This window comes from Variovorax sp. WDL1 (assembly GCF_001541225.1).
Taxonomy (GTDB): domain Bacteria; phylum Pseudomonadota; class Gammaproteobacteria; order Burkholderiales; family Burkholderiaceae_C; genus Variovorax.
The window spans coordinates 179,277-194,725 of record NZ_LMTS01000026.1; the positions used below are offsets into that span (position 1 = coordinate 179,277).

Annotated in this window: 18 protein-coding genes; 10 read left to right on the forward strand and 8 right to left on the reverse strand. The window is 62.8% G+C overall.

Translation table 11 applies throughout. From position 1 onward, the window contains the following. Positions 1-36 precede the first annotated feature (36 nt). The gene (locus APY03_RS04555) at positions 37-309 is read right to left on the reverse strand and encodes a hypothetical protein (protein WP_068674344.1); all 273 of its coding nucleotides are present in this window, start codon (positions 307-309) and stop codon (positions 37-39) included. Between the two features lie 207 nt (positions 310-516). Continuing rightward, positions 517-1,053, reverse strand: a complete 537-nt coding sequence (locus tag APY03_RS04560; protein ID WP_068674346.1) for a hypothetical protein — start codon at positions 1,051-1,053, stop codon at positions 517-519. Between the two features lie 247 nt (positions 1,054-1,300). Here APY03_RS04560 and APY03_RS04565 point away from each other — a divergent pair, with 247 nt between their 5' ends. The 6 genes from APY03_RS04565 (at position 1,301) to APY03_RS04590 (ending at position 6,083) form a co-directional block, all read left to right on the forward strand. Beyond that, positions 1,301-2,371, forward strand: coding sequence for a DUF6973 domain-containing protein (locus tag APY03_RS04565; RefSeq protein ID WP_102905940.1), 1,071 nt, complete (start codon positions 1,301-1,303; stop codon positions 2,369-2,371). An 80-nt stretch (positions 2,372-2,451) separates the two neighbouring features. After that, positions 2,452-2,991 (forward strand): hypothetical protein, encoded by a 540-nt coding sequence (locus tag APY03_RS04570; protein ID WP_068674350.1) that lies wholly within the window; start codon positions 2,452-2,454, stop codon positions 2,989-2,991. Then, positions 2,988-3,524 carry an SAM-dependent methyltransferase gene (locus tag APY03_RS04575; protein ID WP_068674352.1) on the forward strand — a complete coding sequence of 179 codons (537 nt, stop codon included), beginning with the start codon at positions 2,988-2,990 and terminating at the stop codon, positions 3,522-3,524. Before APY03_RS04570 ends, APY03_RS04575 begins: the two co-directional genes overlap by 4 nt. Before the next feature lie 293 nt (positions 3,525-3,817). Next, positions 3,818-4,642 carry a hypothetical protein gene (locus APY03_RS41200; protein WP_146039527.1) on the forward strand — a complete coding sequence of 275 codons (825 nt, stop codon included), beginning with the start codon at positions 3,818-3,820 and terminating at the stop codon, positions 4,640-4,642. A 233-nt stretch (positions 4,643-4,875) separates the two neighbouring features. Next, entirely contained in the window at positions 4,876-5,586 is a 711-nt protein-coding gene (locus APY03_RS04585; RefSeq protein WP_068674356.1) for a hypothetical protein, read from the forward strand. A 128-nt stretch (positions 5,587-5,714) separates the two neighbouring features. Further along, the gene (locus tag APY03_RS04590) at positions 5,715-6,083 is read left to right on the forward strand and encodes a hypothetical protein (RefSeq protein WP_198161214.1); all 369 of its coding nucleotides are present in this window, start codon (positions 5,715-5,717) and stop codon (positions 6,081-6,083) included. Between the two features lie 78 nt (positions 6,084-6,161). Here APY03_RS04590 and APY03_RS41205 read toward each other — a convergent pair whose 3' ends face one another. Then, complete coding sequence (locus APY03_RS41205; RefSeq protein WP_146039526.1) at positions 6,162-6,704, reverse strand: hypothetical protein; 543 nt, start codon at positions 6,702-6,704, stop codon at positions 6,162-6,164. A gap of 547 nt (positions 6,705-7,251) precedes the next feature. Between APY03_RS41205 and APY03_RS04600 the strand changes: the two genes are divergently transcribed. The 3 genes from APY03_RS04600 to APY03_RS04610 all read left to right on the forward strand — a co-directional run bounded on the left by APY03_RS04600 (position 7,252) and on the right by APY03_RS04610 (position 9,026). Further along, a complete protein-coding gene (locus APY03_RS04600; protein WP_146039525.1) occupies positions 7,252-7,542 on the forward strand; it encodes a hypothetical protein in 291 nt (96 codons plus the stop codon). Positions 7,543-7,830: 288 nt separating this feature from the next. Beyond that, positions 7,831-8,463, forward strand: coding sequence for a hypothetical protein (locus APY03_RS04605; RefSeq protein WP_068674365.1), 633 nt, complete (start codon positions 7,831-7,833; stop codon positions 8,461-8,463). A 167-nt stretch (positions 8,464-8,630) separates the two neighbouring features. Next, entirely contained in the window at positions 8,631-9,026 is a 396-nt protein-coding gene (locus APY03_RS04610; protein WP_068674366.1) for a hypothetical protein, read from the forward strand. 375 nt (positions 9,027-9,401) lie between these two features. Here the strand turns inward: APY03_RS04610 and APY03_RS04620 are convergent, their stop codons facing one another. The 5 genes from APY03_RS04620 to APY03_RS04640 all read right to left on the reverse strand — a co-directional run bounded on the left by APY03_RS04620 (position 9,402) and on the right by APY03_RS04640 (position 14,604). Continuing rightward, positions 9,402-10,055, reverse strand: coding sequence for a hypothetical protein (locus APY03_RS04620; protein ID WP_232324152.1), 654 nt, complete (start codon positions 10,053-10,055; stop codon positions 9,402-9,404). A 141-nt stretch (positions 10,056-10,196) separates the two neighbouring features. After that, entirely contained in the window at positions 10,197-11,534 is a 1,338-nt protein-coding gene (locus APY03_RS04625) for a type II toxin-antitoxin system HipA family toxin (protein ID WP_068674373.1), read from the reverse strand. A gap of 99 nt (positions 11,535-11,633) precedes the next feature. Next, positions 11,634-12,710 carry an MBL fold metallo-hydrolase gene (locus APY03_RS04630; RefSeq protein WP_068674375.1) on the reverse strand — a complete coding sequence of 359 codons (1,077 nt, stop codon included), beginning with the start codon at positions 12,708-12,710 and terminating at the stop codon, positions 11,634-11,636. 15 nt (positions 12,711-12,725) lie between these two features. After that, the gene (locus tag APY03_RS04635) at positions 12,726-13,478 is read right to left on the reverse strand and encodes a GIY-YIG nuclease family protein (protein WP_068674377.1); all 753 of its coding nucleotides are present in this window, start codon (positions 13,476-13,478) and stop codon (positions 12,726-12,728) included. A 163-nt stretch (positions 13,479-13,641) separates the two neighbouring features. Then, positions 13,642-14,604, reverse strand: a complete 963-nt coding sequence (locus APY03_RS04640; protein ID WP_068674379.1) for an MYG1 family protein — start codon at positions 14,602-14,604, stop codon at positions 13,642-13,644. 245 nt (positions 14,605-14,849) lie between these two features. Here APY03_RS04640 and APY03_RS04645 point away from each other — a divergent pair, with 245 nt between their 5' ends. Further along, positions 14,850-15,389: a hypothetical protein gene (locus APY03_RS04645; protein ID WP_068674381.1), complete on the forward strand. Its 540-nt coding sequence runs from the start codon at positions 14,850-14,852 to the stop codon at positions 15,387-15,389. Positions 15,390-15,449 lie beyond the last annotated feature (60 nt).

Consider the following 15,449-nt stretch of genomic DNA (forward strand, 5'->3'; position numbering starts at 1 on the left):
TCCTGCACCGGCCGGCGGTGCCTGTGCCCGACTGCCTTATCCGCCGGTTGGCGGCTCGGATTTTCCTTCACGCCGGGCCTGGTCCTCTTCCATCACGGACTTCGCCCAGGCCACGTTGGACAGGTCTTCTCGAAGGTCCGCGTATTCAGCTTTAAAGAAGCTCGCGAGGAATCGGACGACCGTCTCGCTATCCGGCGGGAGCGCCTCCTCCGGTTCTACAAAGGCGTTGCTGTCCGCAACAAGGTGGCCCAGCAGCAGCCAATAGCTGCATTGGGGCAGCTCGAGCTCCAGGGGTTGCTCTTCACACATGGGAGGTTCCTTTCGCACTCAGGATGGCTCCCGTCCGGGAGGCGTGCAGGGTCGGCTCGCTTTCAAGAGGGGCTAAAAAACATGCGCGCAGGAGGCTGCCGTGGTGCCGGCCGCAAAGTGCCACGGAGGCGCCGCGGCCCTCGCGCTCTATCGGGGTACCTGCCACAGCCTTGGCGTGGCCGGTGGCAGGGAGTCCTACGATGTCGGCTAGCCGTCGCTTCCGCAGGCCGGGCAGCAGGTGACGCGGAACGAGACAGCCAGCCGGACGAAGCCTCTGTCAGCAAGCTCGGCTCGGTCAGCTCGTGAAAGGTCGAGCTGGTTGCGGTCCACGTCGTCAGGAGTCAGGTCGACAGCTAGGTCCTTGATGACCTGCTCCACCTGTTCATCCGAAAGCCCCTCGTAAGGGAGCTTCTCCCGAAGCCTGCCTGCGCAGTTCGGGTCAGTGCCGTCCTGGCACGCGAACTCGTAGACCTCGCTGTGGCTGAAAGGAATGCGCGGCGAACTGTGCTGCGAATAGCCAAGCTCTGCCAAACGGGCTGCCATCCTGTGCGCATTCGGCTGCATTGCCGGCAAGGGCGGCTCCAGGTCATCGAGGTGAGACCCAAGGGCTGCGAAGTTCCTGAACCCGAGACCCGCTGCAATGGCTTCGGTGCGATGACCGGGCTTGACATCATGGAAGCGGTCTCGAACCTGCGCCTTGAGCGCGTCGAGGGCGGCTTGAGTGGCCGGGGCGTGTTTGGGCATGAAAACTCCAAGTGCTGCCAGGCCTAGACCCCCCAATTTACGTATCGACCTGGACTTGAAGTTGTGATGCTCGCGTTGCGAGCAGCAATGTCATTGAGCTTGAGCTGGGGGGTACAGCTCGGTGCCGACGGGCGCCGCAAGCATAGCGTCGGACCGCGCGAAACGCAAGCCTGCAACGCGTCCCTTGACTCGCGCCAAGGCCCCTCCCCGCCGGGTAGCAGCACGTCCAATAGTCGGAGCTGCCTGCTTGATTGCGCGGCACCAGTATCTAGACGACGTGCGCCATCGTCAGCGCTGCCTGCTTCCAGAGGTCCCGGCCATGCCCGCCATAAACACCAAACCGCCCGTCTCCGCCCAGAACCGCGCCCAGGCGACAGCGGGAGCGGTCGTCAACCGGCAGATGTCCACAATGAGCGGCTTGCTCCGAGAGTCCTTCGCCGCCTACCAGTCGGCCTTCAGGGACAACTTGGTGTCCGCCTCCGAGCCAATGGGCATGAGCCCGCCGAACGCTCAGCACTACAAAGGCGAGGATGCGTTCAGGCACACATACTCCAGCGTGCGAGCCTCCCAGGCCTTCGGCACGCCTGTCGCGAATCTGCTCGGGCGCGGTGTCGAGATGCTTGCGGCCGCCGTTCGAGAGAACGACACCACGCTGGAGACGGCTCGAGACATCGGGATGGACCTGCACAACAATCGCGTCGGACGGGAAATCTACCGGGCGCTCCCAGCAGACGCCACCTCGGAGGAGATTCGAGACGCGGTCCTCGCCGCCGGCCGCGAGGGCCGGCTCATCGTCACGCCGGACGACCCCCGCGCCCTCAAGGAGTACAACGCTCAATCTGACATGCGGGGCCTCTCCGCCAGCAACGAGATGGTTGTCGAGGGCTCACGCGCACTCGCGGGCAGTCTCAAGGAAGGCATCCACGGGGTAAAGAACGCAGTGGAATCGGGCCGACAGCAGCTTGACCAGGCGGCAACGGCACTTGACAAGTCCCTCAAAGCATACGGCGACGCCCTGAAGGATGCCCTGCGCCAGTCCGGAGACTCGCCCATTTTTACATTCAGTGAGAAGCAGCTCAACGACGGCGAGACGTGCGCGCGGGGCCTGGACCCGAAGGTGGTGGCCACCATCGCGGCCGCCGCAGGGCCTGGCCGCGAGACATGCATGTCGGGCGCGGAGTTCCGGCAGTTCATGTCGGCCCTCTCCGAGCTCACCGACGTGCAGCGCAGTTCCGCTCGCGACAACGAGCCTGCCCACCAAGAGCAGGCAGAGCGCAGCGCGGAGCGCCAGGAACAGCAAGGCGGGCGCGAGATGTAAGCAAGCCGGCTAGCGGTATAGGCGCAGCCGACGGCCGCCCGGTCGCTAGACCTCCTATGGACAACTCATAGGAGCACAACTTGGACAACAAACCTTTGCCGCTGAGCCACGTCGCTTTGACTACACCGCCCGGTATCGAACCGAAGTACAGCCCGTACGGCTACGTGGTGGAAGCCGATGGCACCACCCATGCGCTCTGCTACCGCTGGATGCACGGCGTCATCACCGCCCTGCTCTATCCGGAGCTCGCACTTAAGCACAAGGCACCCCCGCTGGAAGGCTCGCCCGAGGACCTGGACGTGTTTGCGTTCCAAGCTTTCGAGCACGAAGTCGCATGCCGCCTGCCCCTGGTGCGCATTGCCTACAGCCTCACCACCGGCAGCACGGCGCTAAGCAAGGGTGCGGTCCCGCCGACGGACGTGCAAATTGAAGGCGTACGCCGGGCGCTGAATCAGCTTGGTCTGTCGGGCCAGGACACCCTTACCGGTGAGGAAGACGACCCCACGGTCAACGAGCAGCTCGAGCGCATGCGCAACGAGCGGCTGGAGGCGGAAGCGGAAAGCCAGGCAGCGGTGGAGCCGACCAAGGGCAAGGTAGCCGGCGAAGGAGAGCAGCAATGAACGACTTCATGCGCAACCTTCGCAACCACGCCCTTGGCCAGATAGTCGCTCCGAGCCTGCGCTTCTTCACTCCAAAGGACGCGTTCTTTGAAGCGCTGGCGCCTTACAAGCACCTGCGCATCATCGATGCGGGTACCGGCTGCGGCTTGGTGCCCGTGGAGGCGCGAGCACGAGGCTTCGACATGGTCGGCATTGACTTGATGCCGCGCCAAGGACAGGACGAGGCGGTCCTCCGCATGGAAGCCGAGACGTATCCCTACGACGCCAAGACCTGGATGATGGCCTGCCGCCCCTCGCATGACGGCTGGGCCTACAACGCAATGGAAGCAGCGCTGCGGCGCGGAGCCAGCGCGTTCTATGTCGGCCTCGAGCGCAATCTGGACCAGGACCTCGACGGCTACCTCGGACGGCACGCCAAATGCTGGCGTGCCGTGGGCGAGGACGGCGAGCACATGTTCCTGTACACGCCCGACGCATTGCTGCCCGAGGACTTTTACGAGCGCGAGGACCACGGCGAGCTCGCCGCCTGGTAAGCAACTGAACGGACCTGCCGTTTTAACCCTTCATAGGCCTCTCACGACAGTGAGAGGCCTTCTACTTGCCACATCGCGTGGCAACTAAGGACAACCTTTTGGGTTGCCCACAGCCCTGGTCAAGGGAAAAATTCACGAAATCCCTTCACAGTTAAATCGACGCGGTCCACCGAAGGTTTTTCTGAAGCTACCCGCTTTGAAACTGGATTTCCGCGCTTCAGTAGCGTGCAGGGCAACAGCCCAGCACCGCTGCCCCCCTTTCAGGGGTGGCGCACCGCACCGGAGTACTCAAAATGGAAGCTGATTCAGCCGCAAGCACAACGAAGAGAAAGCACGACCCACGCCTCAATAACCTGCTCCTCCAGTTCGCTGGTCTCGTCGACGTTGGCCATAGGTGGTCCGCGCTGTCGAGCAGGCTAATGGGGAACCCAGGGATTTGTCTCTCACAAGCCGAATGCACGGAACTCGAATTGCTTCATAACCGATGGAAAGCCTACATTCACGCGATTGCGAAGTCCCCAGATTTGTCCGTGGCTCAACCTAACGATGCCCCTAACGCTGCAAAGTCAGCCAACACCCACGAAGGTGCGTTGTCTCCCGTTCGGCCCTGGGTCGGCAAGCGCTACGGCGATGAGAGCCGGCTTGGCGCAAAGGTCCTTTTCCTTGGACAGTCGATGTTCAGCTTCACGGGCGAAGAGCCTATTCAGGAAGCCGTCATTCTCGACGTCGAGCGATACGTCCTTGGCAGCGAGCGTCGAGCCTACCCGACGAAGGTAGCTAACATCGTGCTGAACCGAAATGGCGGATACCTTGCCGCGGAGTGCTTGTGTGAAGCTTGGCAAGACATTGCGTTCACCAACTACATCCAACACTATGTCGGAGACGATAGCCGGCTGCCTGTTGAACGGTCGCTGCAACGGCGTTCAGAAAAGGCATTCTATGAAGTCGTGGAACAGCTACGGCCCGACCTTATGGTGGTCCTCGGTGCTCGACTTGCTGAATGGCTGCCGCCAACGCCTGGCATTGAGCGCGTCTGCATCCACAGCCCGCAATCCAGCTTCGAATATGCGAGGTGGAACCCTGTTGTTCAAGCGGCGCTTGCCAAGGTGAGAGCGTAGGCCTCCTGAGGGGCCGAGGCGATATGGAGCCGCTCCCGCACTTGTTGAGGACGCCGTAGGCCCCGTTCCTCTCCTATTTGCACCTGCCGGGCCGAGGCGCATGGCATGCGCCTTTCGGCCGTCCGGCGTCCAAGCGACAGCGAAATGCGCCTGAACGAACGTTGGAGAAGTTTCTCGGCAGCGTTGGGGGGTCCGTTCGCTATACCGGGCAGACCAACTAACCAGACGAAGAAATGGACACCAACCACATCCCGGCCCCAATCCTCGCGGACGAGCTGATGGCAACGCTGGCCTTTGCCCCCAACGGTCACGCGAACCTGACACTCATCAGCAGCAAGCTCGCCTCCACATTCTCTCCCGAAGAGGTCTCCAGGGCTTTGCGCGAGAAAATCGAGAATGGAACCCTCGGTTTCGAGTACGTTGGCAACTTCCACGAGTCCCAAGGCCTGGCGTTCTTCATCGCCTCTGAGGCCAAAGGGGCTACGCCCACTGCCAACGCTGCCGAGGTCCTCGACGTACTGGTCTCGCTCTTGCGGAGCCGTTCTGACGGCCGCGGGGATGATTGGCATCAAGCGACCTGGGACGAGCTCCACAAGACGCTCGGAAAGTCCTACAGCGAAGATGCAATCGTCGACGGGCTGCGCCTCGGCATCCTCGACGGGCTGTTGACCTGCGCGCCTCGTGTCGTGATTGACCCGGCGCGCAGCCCGGACTACATCCCCTTTTATCTGGCACAACACCTGACCCAGACGGTTCTCGCCTTCGACAACGTTGCGCGGCAAGTCTTTTGCTGTCACGTGCGCGCGGGGACTTCAGCCGCTGCGACCCGGAAGGTTCGGGCGAGCTCGTACGGAGGCGACAAGCTCGTCATCCTGGGCGTCTGCCCGGGAAGGCAACCGTTCGAAGCGCCCGAAGGGGGCCATCTTCTCATCGAGAAGCTTTAAGGACTGGCCGGCGCGGTGCTGCGACAGGGGAGCATGGCTATACGAAGGCAGACACAACTACCTTTGAGGCCATCATGAACTCCCTGCCTTTGTCGCCATCCCTGGACCATCCCGCCTACCACCAACCCGTGAAGCTTCGCGGCTACAACGGAAAAGTGGACGTCTTCCGCTCTTGCCTTCCGTCCGACGGTGCGCGCGTGCTCAAGCGCGTGAACCCGGACTGGTCGTCTGCCGAACATCTCGACCTGGCGGCCAAGCATCGGGCTGAAAGCGAACGGTTGGCGACCCTCCACGGGCAGCTGCTCGACCAGGCACATGTACAGACCTTTGGACGCCCGCGGGAAATCACCGACTACCGCATCTCCGCCATCGGTCGCGAAGAGTACCCTGCAGACATGAAGCAGGAACTGCGCAAGGCAGCTCATGGCTCCAGCTGTCACTCGCGCTTAGCCTGGGCCCATCTGGCCGCCTGCCGGCGCCGTTCGTTCCCCTGCTGATTCCCCAGCCTTCTCGCCCGCGCGCGAGAAGGCTTTTTTACTGCCCCCTAGCGCGCATGCGGCGCCTGCAGCCCGGCGCTACTTAAAGACTGGGTTCTGGTCCTCCTGCTCAACCTTAATCGTCTGGCGCGAAACCTTGCCATCCGGCCACGTCGCGATATAGCGGTATGTGCCAATCAGACGGGTGGATTCGGTTGCCAGCAGCTCCCAGTCTGCGCAGGAGTCCGGGTTCCACTGCTCTTTCCCTCGCGCTTCGCACAGCCGGAAGTCGAAGTCGCTGATGAGGTGAATCCGGGCGCCAAGCGGCTCAGAGCGAACCGGATATTTCCACCCATAGGCCCCGCCCGCCGCGGGAACTCCAGGGCAGGGCATAAAATTCAGGGCCGGAATCTGCTCCTGCTGCTCTCGAGGCAGGCCTGCGAGCTTAAAGTTCCAAGAGGACGCTAGCTGGTACCGAAGCTTTGCCGACGGACCACCCCAGGCGCGGTCCGTCGGCTTCCCCGTAGCCTCGTAGTCTGCATGCAGCAACGCCTCCCGCTCAAGCGCATCCAGCGTTAGCCTTACTTCACCGTCGTCAAAACCCACGCGCCGGCTCAGCTCCCGGTAATAGGCGACGAACACGGCTGCGGTGCCCAAAGCTCCCCATCGGTCGCTGCTGACAAAGTACGGTCCCGTACACGCGCTCCCTAGGTGCTCGTGGCACTTGGCATAGGTCGCGTACCGTTCGATGTGCCAGAACGGAAACGGATGGTCCCAGTGAAGCGTTACAAGAGTCGGCTCCGAGCTGGACAAGCTGCCCGACTCCGTCGCGCAGGCGGACCGCGCGAGCTTGTCGAATCGGTCCCGGGCGGGTTCGGCGGCGCGCCCCGCCACTTGCAAGGCCCGGTACAAGTTCGTTCCCTCCTCGGATACGGGATTGCGCTGGGGCGCAGCGCAGCCGCATAAAGACAACGCAAGCAGAAACGGGACGCCCTGGCTCGCGCTTATAGCCGTTCGACCGGTGAGAAGCCGCATAGCACGGGCCTTTCGCCCAAGTGCCGCCACCCAGGCCAGATGCTGAATTTACACCAGGCGCCCATAAAAGGCGCACCGGAAGCGGCCTGAGCTGGCGGTCGTGTCGACGAGCTTCCCTCGCTACACGTCGAAGGAACACATCGCAAGGAAAAAATTGGCATCCATCACGACCCCTCCCGTAGTGCTTCAGCGGTCAACCCTCGCCCAAATCGAGAAGCTCACGGCTGTGAACAGGCACAGCAAGGCCTACACAACGGCGGCAAGTGCCTTAGGCCTAACCGACCTGGCTGCGCGGTTCGACCGAATTGCCCATGCCCAGGCCGTCGCCGGGGAACTCCCGCCTGACCTCTACACGGAACGCCGGGCAGCCTACGAAGAACTGTTGGCACAGGCGAAAGCCTTGCTGCCAATTGGCCAATATCAGGCGCTCTACGACTGCCTCTGAGTTTCGCAGGCTAATAGCTAAGCACCCTTCTCGAACGACGCCCTCCCGGCGTCGTTTTCATTTTGGGACGACTGCGCCCCTATAGGCCGCCGCATCGGCAGCTGGCTATACGCAGCAGGCCCCTGGCGCCTCCCCCTCGCGCTGCGCAAGCAGTACGGCGAAGTCCGGGACAAGGAAATCCAACTCTCAACCTCCTGCTCACCTTGAGCACGAAGGCGAGGGCCGGGTAATGCGAGGAACTCCAACCATCCCGAACGGGCGCCTTCGTGCACCGAAAGGAAAACAGGAATGCAAACAAATATCAACCCCAGCACGGCAGCGCGCGCACTGGAAAAGTTCTTCTTGGCAAAGACCGGGCAAAAGCTCGCTCACGCTGAGGCGCTCGAACTCCTGGCAGCAATGCACGGGTTCTCGACGTACCGAGCCATGGCGGCAGAATCGAAAGCTCAAGCAGCTAAGGCGCCTGTCGAGGGCGAGGACGCTGTGGCGCTCGACCGCACTATGCACGACTGGCTCTTCGCAGAGGAGCCAGCGAACGAGGAATGCACCCCGGAGCGGCAGCGGCCGTACACCGTGAGGGTCGAGAACTATCTCTCAGGTGTCCAGGTCTTGGTGATGCCGGAAGGGGTGGCAGAGGACGACTTTCCCGGCAAGCCGGTGCTGTCGCTGCATCTTGAAATCAACGGTGGCGTGCCTGCTGTGTCCTTGTCGAACGATACGCAGGAAAACCTCCTGACCGTCTTCTCGACGGGCGAGGGTCTGTTCGTCCGCGAAGACACCGATATCGGCTGGGCCAACCGTACCTACGCACCGGAAGGCAGCGACCTGGCACGAGTGGTCAAGAACCATGGCGACTACGCAGAGGGGGCGCTCATCCTTCGCGACACCGCGGCCATCTACGCGGTGCCACGTAGCGACTGATACCCCTATTTCAGCTCCCCGGCCTTTTTCTGGGGAGCTCTTTCTTTGACCGGCGCCGCTGAGGACGCGGCATGCGTTCATTTTGCAGGGCGCTGCGCAATCGCTCAACACCAAGCGCATGGACGCATTCCTACACTGCGGACCAACTCCAACAAGGACATCCCAACATGCGAAATCTCGAGCGCGAGCTCTGCGGACCCGAAGGTTCCGTCTATCCCGGCCACCCCGTGACCATCGCGGTGCTCATCATGCGCAAGTACGCGAGCCTGGCCGAGGCCAATGAGCTGGACGGCACAAGCGGCTTCAAGATGGCGCTCACGGACAGTGACATCCCCGGGGCCGGTGGCCAGGTGCACATGGCTCTTGGCCTTCTGAAGGACGTTGCCAAACTGGGACCAGAACAGGCTTTCAGCCGCGGCCGCGAACTCTGGTCGCAGAGCGTCGACAACAGCTACCGGGAGCGCGAGCGCCCCGGCCAAGCCCTCGCGGACAAGCTCAAGCCAATGTTCCTCGAGCTCGCCGCCACCTGGCCGGCCGAGTCGCCCGAATCGGCCCTTTCCTGATTGCAAGCCGCCTCCGACCTGGAGGCGGTTTTCCTTTGCGGCGCGTTCACCGCGAAATTCCGGGAATGCCCCGCCCTGCGGTGAACGCCGTAGGCGGCGTCGCGGGGGCGGCCGAGGATGACCTATTCGCCAGCGAGCAAATGCTCATGCTCCGGAAGGAGGACTACCGGGCCTGCGGGTCGCTCAGCGGTACCGCGAATCTCACAGTCGCCGCGGGGGCAACCGACGATGAGCCGACGTTCGCCCTTTGCCAAGCCCACCTGGTGCATGGCGCAGCCATGAACCGGACACCGGCCCTCCGAAAGCCTGATTTCGCGGTCCTGCGCGGACTGCTTCCTCATCGGGGACCTCCATTCCGAGTGCGGCGAACGCGAACTATACGGCGCGGCCACCGGCTGAACCGCGGGTTGAGTCGAGAGCTCGGCGGCAGAATGGCCCAGCGGTCTTGGCGATGGGGTCGTTGCAGAAGCCTTCAACGAGCTTTCGGTCCTCCGGCTTTGCGTACCCGACTGCTTCCGCCTGGTTGAGTACCTCCTGAAAGGGGAGGGAGGCGTCGAAGTCGTCGGCCATGAGCTCTTCCCAACTGAAGGTCAGCTCAAGCATCCGCGTGTTGACCACGAAACGCTCCATGCCCGCCACGGGCCACCGGCCGATGAATCGCACCTTGTCGGCCCGAGCTTCAGGAAAATACTTTTTCAGCCCCGCTGAAATCGTCATCGCAGTTTTTGCCAAGTCGGTAACGGCGCTTGCCTCGTACAGGGCCGTGTCTTGGTCGACCAAGATTTCCAGCGCCCCGTTTTCCCCCGAATCCATGGCGACGCTCGCAATTCGCGGGTGAAGGTGACTGACAGTCTGGGGATGCGGTGCGGGCACTGGCTCCTGAGGCTGTACGCGCCACGCGAACGCGCACGCCAGAAGCACTAGGGCCATGAGCATCCCTGCAATCCAATCGGCGCGCCGACGCAAGTCCGCACTGGATTGCGGGTCGGACTTGTCGTCGAACGGCAGTTTTTCGAGCTGGATGGACATGGCTGTGAACAGTCTGTTGTAGCAGGTTTTTGCGACCATCATGGAGCGTCATTCGGCGTATGACCGGAGCGTCTCTCCCGTTCCAGCGGAGTCCTTTTGGACTCCGCTTTTCTTTCATGCCGGTGAGCAGTCAGGCACCGCCTAGCGCCCCTGCATCGCCTCCAGCGCCTTTGCCGCTCGGGAAAGGCCGGCCAGAATGCGGTCTGTGACAGCTGAGGGAAAGCCCGGTGGCACACGAGAGCCGACCCGTTCGATGACTTCTGGGGTAGCCTCCAGAACGCCTTGAATCAACGCCTCCGCATCGGGGCCGTGGTGGCACTTTCTGGCCATGGCGTTGAAGTGGCGTCGCTGGATGTCCTTGAAGCGGTAATGCTTGTTCTTCCCTGAAATTGCCATCGCGAGCTTGGCGTCGTGTCTGGAAAACTGGTTCGGGCCCTTGCCTTCGACGGGCCAGATGGACATGACGTCGTAAACGGGCGTCATCCGGTAGCGACCCCCTGCCAGTAGCGCAATGCTGAAGTTCTTCGCATGTCCATCCGGGGCGCCCAACATCCAGAAAAGCAGCTGTGCGCGCAGGAGCGTGCCGATGTCCTCGTTAGCCTGAGCCGACTGGCGCAGCACGTTGGCCAAGTCGACCAGCCCTGGGCCTCCGTCAGCCTCGTACTTGAGGCGGGACGGCTTGGCAAGCGCCTGGCAGAAGTCTTCCTGAGGTAGGCGAAGGAGCCACCGACCCGACGGATGGAGACGGCGGTCGAAGCGCTCGACCTCAAGTGCCTTCTGCGCCCCAAAGTGCACGATGTTTGACCTCGGCACCGGGACGCCGAACTCCTCCAGGATGGTCAGGCAAAGCCACTCGTTTTCTACTGACGTGCTGAAGTCAGCTTGGCGATGTCCCACCAGGCCAAGGGGCAGCTTCAGGATGTGGGTGGTTGGCGTTGAGCCCAGAGGAAGGAGCCACTGGCCCCCGTGCCACAAAAGCGCGGTTTTCTCTTGCGCCCCGGCGAGCGCGGTGCGCGGCTCGTCAACCGGGCCGGTATCGGCCTCTAGGCCGCCGGGTGTGCCAATTTGCTGAAGGAGGCGCTCAACGTCGGCCTCGCTAAGTGGCACCCCGTCAATGCGCTCGACGTTGCCAGGGACCTCGTCCTCGTCTAGGAGTTGAATGGCCCCGATGCAGTCCCGCCCAACTGCTTGAAGGAGGTCGAACGCCCCCGTGGTCTGCGTCTTGAACCGCCGGGCGAGGCGCTCCCGGATGGTCGTGCTGTCTGGAAGGAGGTTGTCGAAGTAGCTCCGAACGATTGGGCCCTCGTGGGCAACTCCTCGGATGAGCGGCAAGGAAAGCGAAAGCGGGCAGCCTGCTGCGGACGCGAGCCAACGGTCGTTATACCGGAGCTCATCTGCGCCGCGCCCGGAGACGAGCCAGGTGCCAACCCGCTCGCCATTGGACCAAATGGACAAAGCCTGCGTGTCATTCCGGCCCATGGGCCTCTCCCCCTATCTGATTGCAATCTCCGCGTGTAGCGACGCGACGGGCGTTTTTCTGCTGCCAACACTGCAGCGACCAGGGCGTCCGCAGGGCCGTTAGCCCGCCGGCGGCGACTCCTCGCACGGTTCCGCGAGCGCGACGCGCCGCTTGGCCTCTGCTTCAGCATCCGAGGCTGGTCGGCGCGCCGGAAGGAGGTCGAGCGGTTGAAGCGCCGGCATGACCGCCACGGGAACCTGGAACTCTTTCCCGAGGGCTACCACCATGTAGATGCCTCGCGCAACGTCGTCCATAGCCAAAGGTGTCACGCTCAGCGGCTCAGCCAAGGGCACGGTGAAGTCGTCCCAGTGGACGGGAATGACGAGCTTCGCCCCTGTTGCCAAGACTACCTCCCGCCAGTAATTGCGGGCAAACGTGTCGCTCTGCTTTCCCAGGAGGCCAATGCTCAGGAAGACCACGTCGGCCTTCACCTTCTTGAGCTTCCCGCACAGGTAATTGGCGCTAGGCTGGACCAGGACGGTCCCCGTAGCGTGCCGAATCACAAAGCTGTATGTGCCGCCCTCCTTAAATGCCGAAAGCGGCCGCTCAGCCATCCCGAGCTTGTCGTCAATCGTTCCCGGAAAAACAGGTTTTGGGGAGTGCTTGCTCGGAAAGGCTTCCACAGAGAAGCCGGTCGGCTGGCTAGGGTCGCGTGCAGAGACTATCGACAGTTCGGTGCCGAAGTTGGGCACATGAAACGGACCTGTGAAGCCCTCGCCTAAGGCTAGATTGCGGCTCGAGGTGGAACCGACTAGCGACGCGCCCTTCATCCGCGCCACAGCGGCGGAATCCATCGCGTGGTCGTGGTGGGAGTGGGAGACGAGGACGGCATCCAGGTTGTCTACGTTCGCCGCCGCCAACGCGGCGCGAATGCGTCCTTCGTCGGGCGCGAGGGGCCACATGCTGACAAGCTTTAGCTTGCTCGGCCGGGAGAAGAACCCGTCGACCATCACCGCTCCCTGCTCACCTTCCAGGAGAATGGTACTGGTTCCGAAGTAGGTCGCTCTCACCTTCGGGCCCGGCACGTCCGTCGCGTCGAGTATGACGTGCGGTGCCAGTGCTGGATGGGCAAGCTTTTCCTGAGCCCAAACGCCGAGGGCGACCGCGGCTACCAGGCCGAAAAGAATTGCGGGCATGGCCCCCGGCTCCGGTCAGGCCCGCGCACGGATGTGCGCGATGTCGGCCTCGTCGAGGTCAAACCACTCGCCATTGATGCGCTTGGCAGCAAACATGTCGTGATAGCGGCGCTCTGCGACATGGCAGTCGTCGAACCATGCACAGAGCGGGATGGTGTAGAAGAAAGGCAGCTGGACGCCGAAGGTCCGCATCCGATTCGGGACGTTGTTGGTGCGGCCGACCTTGTAGCCATAGGCGGACTTCAGCACGTAGACCACGCCGGCGCGCGCCTGGCCGGTCGTTGGCTCTCCAACCACCTCCATGGGCACGAGGCGTTCCTTGGAGAGGCGGCTGACCCCGGCTCCGCCCACACGCGGCGTCTTTGAGGGGGTGCGAGCTGCCGGTACGGGCCCTTCCTCCAAGTCGTCGAACGTGCTGGCAAAGAGCTCGCGTAGCTTGTAGCCAGGCACCTTGCCGTCGGCGAAGCGGAAACCGGCCCGGTCGCTCCAGAAGCGGCAGCCGAGAGCCGAATCGACCCATATTTGGGCCCGCACAGGCATCCAGGAGACGGTAACAGCCGCGCCCTGCCCTGCCGTCACGATTCCCAGGTACCGCACGAGTCCGGTGCTCGCCGCGTCGTCGAAAGCTGCGATAAGGAGCCCATCGCCCTGCCGCGGCGGACGCGTTTGACCCGAGAGAGCGTCTGGGACGTCGAAGCTCTCGGACGGCGGGGCCGTTTCCTCGTTCAGCGGACACGCGACACGCCAGTAGTACTTGGGGATGTGCATTGAGAGGGTGGGCCAGGCCGTACGGATGTCGCCGGATTCTGCCCATTGCCTTGCTCCGCGCCAAGCGTGAGCAGAAAACAGGTCCTTGCATCCCTCAGAAAGAGCGAAGCCCCGAGACAAAAGTCCCAGGGCTTCAGAATGACTATGGCAAAGCCGCAAGTGCTTACTGCAGGAGTGCGAGCTCCGTCATGCGCAGAGCGCCTTCCTTAGACACGGCGCCGGCGATGAAGCGAGCGTTGTGGCAGAAGACCGCATCTGGCACGCCGGTGACGGCAGCGAGGTCGGCGTCGCGAAGCCCGGCCCATGCGGCGGGCAAGTCCATGCGGGCCTTGAACGATTCAGGCGCGACCGGGACGGTGCGCACCTGGTACTGGTTGTCCGTCAAGTCCGGATAGACGACGAACTTGACGTCCGGCATCTCTGCGCAGATGACCTTGGCCCAGGTGAGCCCGGACTCCGGCAGCACGAGCACCTGGCCATCGAACGCGGTCGGCGCATTGCGAACAAGTGCTTCGCTGGATATTTCATCGACGAACTGGGCAACCAGGCGCTCGAGCACCGTGTTGACAACCCCCATGGCGGCATTGAACTGCTGGTACTTCGCCTGTGCCAGGTCCTCCGCCAACTTCTCGGGCTCATTTGCCAGCAGCTGGGTGGCGAACTGGTCCTCGAGCCGGGTGGTGTTGAATGCGCTGATGATTGCAGACAAGCCAAAGTAGCCGGGCGCCCCTTGCGCGGCGCCTGTGTCGGCCATGTCCAGATGCTGCATCAACTCGTCGTCGATGGAGCTGGCAACACGAGCGGCTTGCAGCGGCGTGAGCTTGGGCGCGACGGCCTGCACATAGGCCTGGCCGTGAGCAGCCCAGACGAGGCCGGCGCTGGCATAGACGACGCCGCTGGAGCGCGCGCCAACGAAGCCCTTCTGATGGTGGTCGAAGCGACCGTTCACCGGGTCCCAGATTCCGCCGACGTCGACCGCAAACTGCGCGCGCCGAATGAATTCAGGGTTGCGGGTGCGAACGAGGGTGGCCGCAGGGAAGAGCTTGGCCAGCACAGCGCAGGCTGCCACGTCGTCGGCGTGGAAAGAACCCGAATGGGTCGCGATAACAGGGTTTTGTTTCTTCATGGGGTTCCTGGATGTTGTTGGTCCTGCTTCGTGTAGCTCGCCGCCTTCATACCAGGCGGGCATCTGTTCAGAAAACCAGTTCTCCCGTGCCTGCAGGCCGAGTCCTCGGAAAGAGCTTGCCGTGGCGGAAATGCGCCTATTTCTGTCGGAGATTTTCCTTGCTATCCCTGACCCCCGCGCCTTTAGAGAGGCACGGAGCCTGGCGGGCTTCCCTATACCCAGAAGGTCATCTACCAAGGAACTCTATGCCCAAGAAACTCACCCCTGAAGAAATCGAACTCCGACGGAAGGAGGCGGCCCAGGCCCGAGAGCTCCTGATGCTCGAGCGGTGGGAGAACAAGCGCCAAGAGGCGGAGGCGCTCATCCCTGGAACGTCCGCCTTTTTGGCTCAACGCGAAGCACTCACCCCGCGCCATCTATGGCTGCTGCTGGGTGTTACCGAGACTGACGAAAGCGAATACCTGGTCCGCAAGCGCGGCAGGTCATGCGAGACCAAGTGGTTTGACCGCATCGCGCCTCGCGCGCGGCCGACCGCCTACGGCCTCAGCAAAGGTGTCAGCGGTTTTACCAACCGCATCGGCGCCGACCTCAACGACCTACTGCATCTGTCGCGCAACGGCTACGTGTACTCCACGACCCGAGGCCTTGCGGTGGTCGAGTACTTCCGTTCCCTCTATCCCGAGCTACGCCTGAAAAATGGCGCCAAGTTCAACTGCCACCAGCCCTTAGAGGTCGCGGGCTTCATGACCGTGCCGAACCTGAGCTGGCGCGGATGGAAAGATTGATTTTCGAGAGCCCGCTGCATCACGCTGCGGGCTTTTTCCACGCCCGGCACGCAACCAAGC

Bases quoted from the DNA above. Each gene is read 5' to 3' on its own strand.
- APY03_RS04560 (WP_068674346.1), bottom strand. From the start codon at position 1,053: ATGCCCAAACACGCCCCGGCCACTCAAGCCGCCCTCGACGCGCTCAAG.
- APY03_RS04610 (WP_068674366.1), top strand. From the start codon at position 8,631: ATGCGAAATCTCGAGCGCGAGCTCTGCGGACCCGAAGGTTCCGTCTAT.
- APY03_RS41200 (WP_146039527.1), top strand. From the start codon at position 3,818: ATGGAAGCTGATTCAGCCGCAAGCACAACGAAGAGAAAGCACGACCCA.
- APY03_RS04645 (WP_068674381.1), top strand. From the start codon at position 14,850: ATGCCCAAGAAACTCACCCCTGAAGAAATCGAACTCCGACGGAAGGAG.
- APY03_RS04635 (WP_068674377.1), bottom strand. From the start codon at position 13,478: ATGCACATCCCCAAGTACTACTGGCGTGTCGCGTGTCCGCTGAACGAG.
- APY03_RS04625 (WP_068674373.1), bottom strand. From the start codon at position 11,534: ATGGGCCGGAATGACACGCAGGCTTTGTCCATTTGGTCCAATGGCGAG.
- APY03_RS04620 (WP_232324152.1), bottom strand. From the start codon at position 10,055: ATGTCCATCCAGCTCGAAAAACTGCCGTTCGACGACAAGTCCGACCCG.
- APY03_RS04630 (WP_068674375.1), bottom strand. From the start codon at position 12,710: ATGCCCGCAATTCTTTTCGGCCTGGTAGCCGCGGTCGCCCTCGGCGTT.
- APY03_RS04640 (WP_068674379.1), bottom strand. From the start codon at position 14,604: ATGAAGAAACAAAACCCTGTTATCGCGACCCATTCGGGTTCTTTCCAC.
- APY03_RS04605 (WP_068674365.1), top strand. From the start codon at position 7,831: ATGCAAACAAATATCAACCCCAGCACGGCAGCGCGCGCACTGGAAAAG.
- APY03_RS04585 (WP_068674356.1), top strand. From the start codon at position 4,876: ATGGACACCAACCACATCCCGGCCCCAATCCTCGCGGACGAGCTGATG.
- APY03_RS04555 (WP_068674344.1), bottom strand. From the start codon at position 309: ATGTGTGAAGAGCAACCCCTGGAGCTCGAGCTGCCCCAATGCAGCTAT.
- APY03_RS04575 (WP_068674352.1), top strand. From the start codon at position 2,988: ATGAACGACTTCATGCGCAACCTTCGCAACCACGCCCTTGGCCAGATA.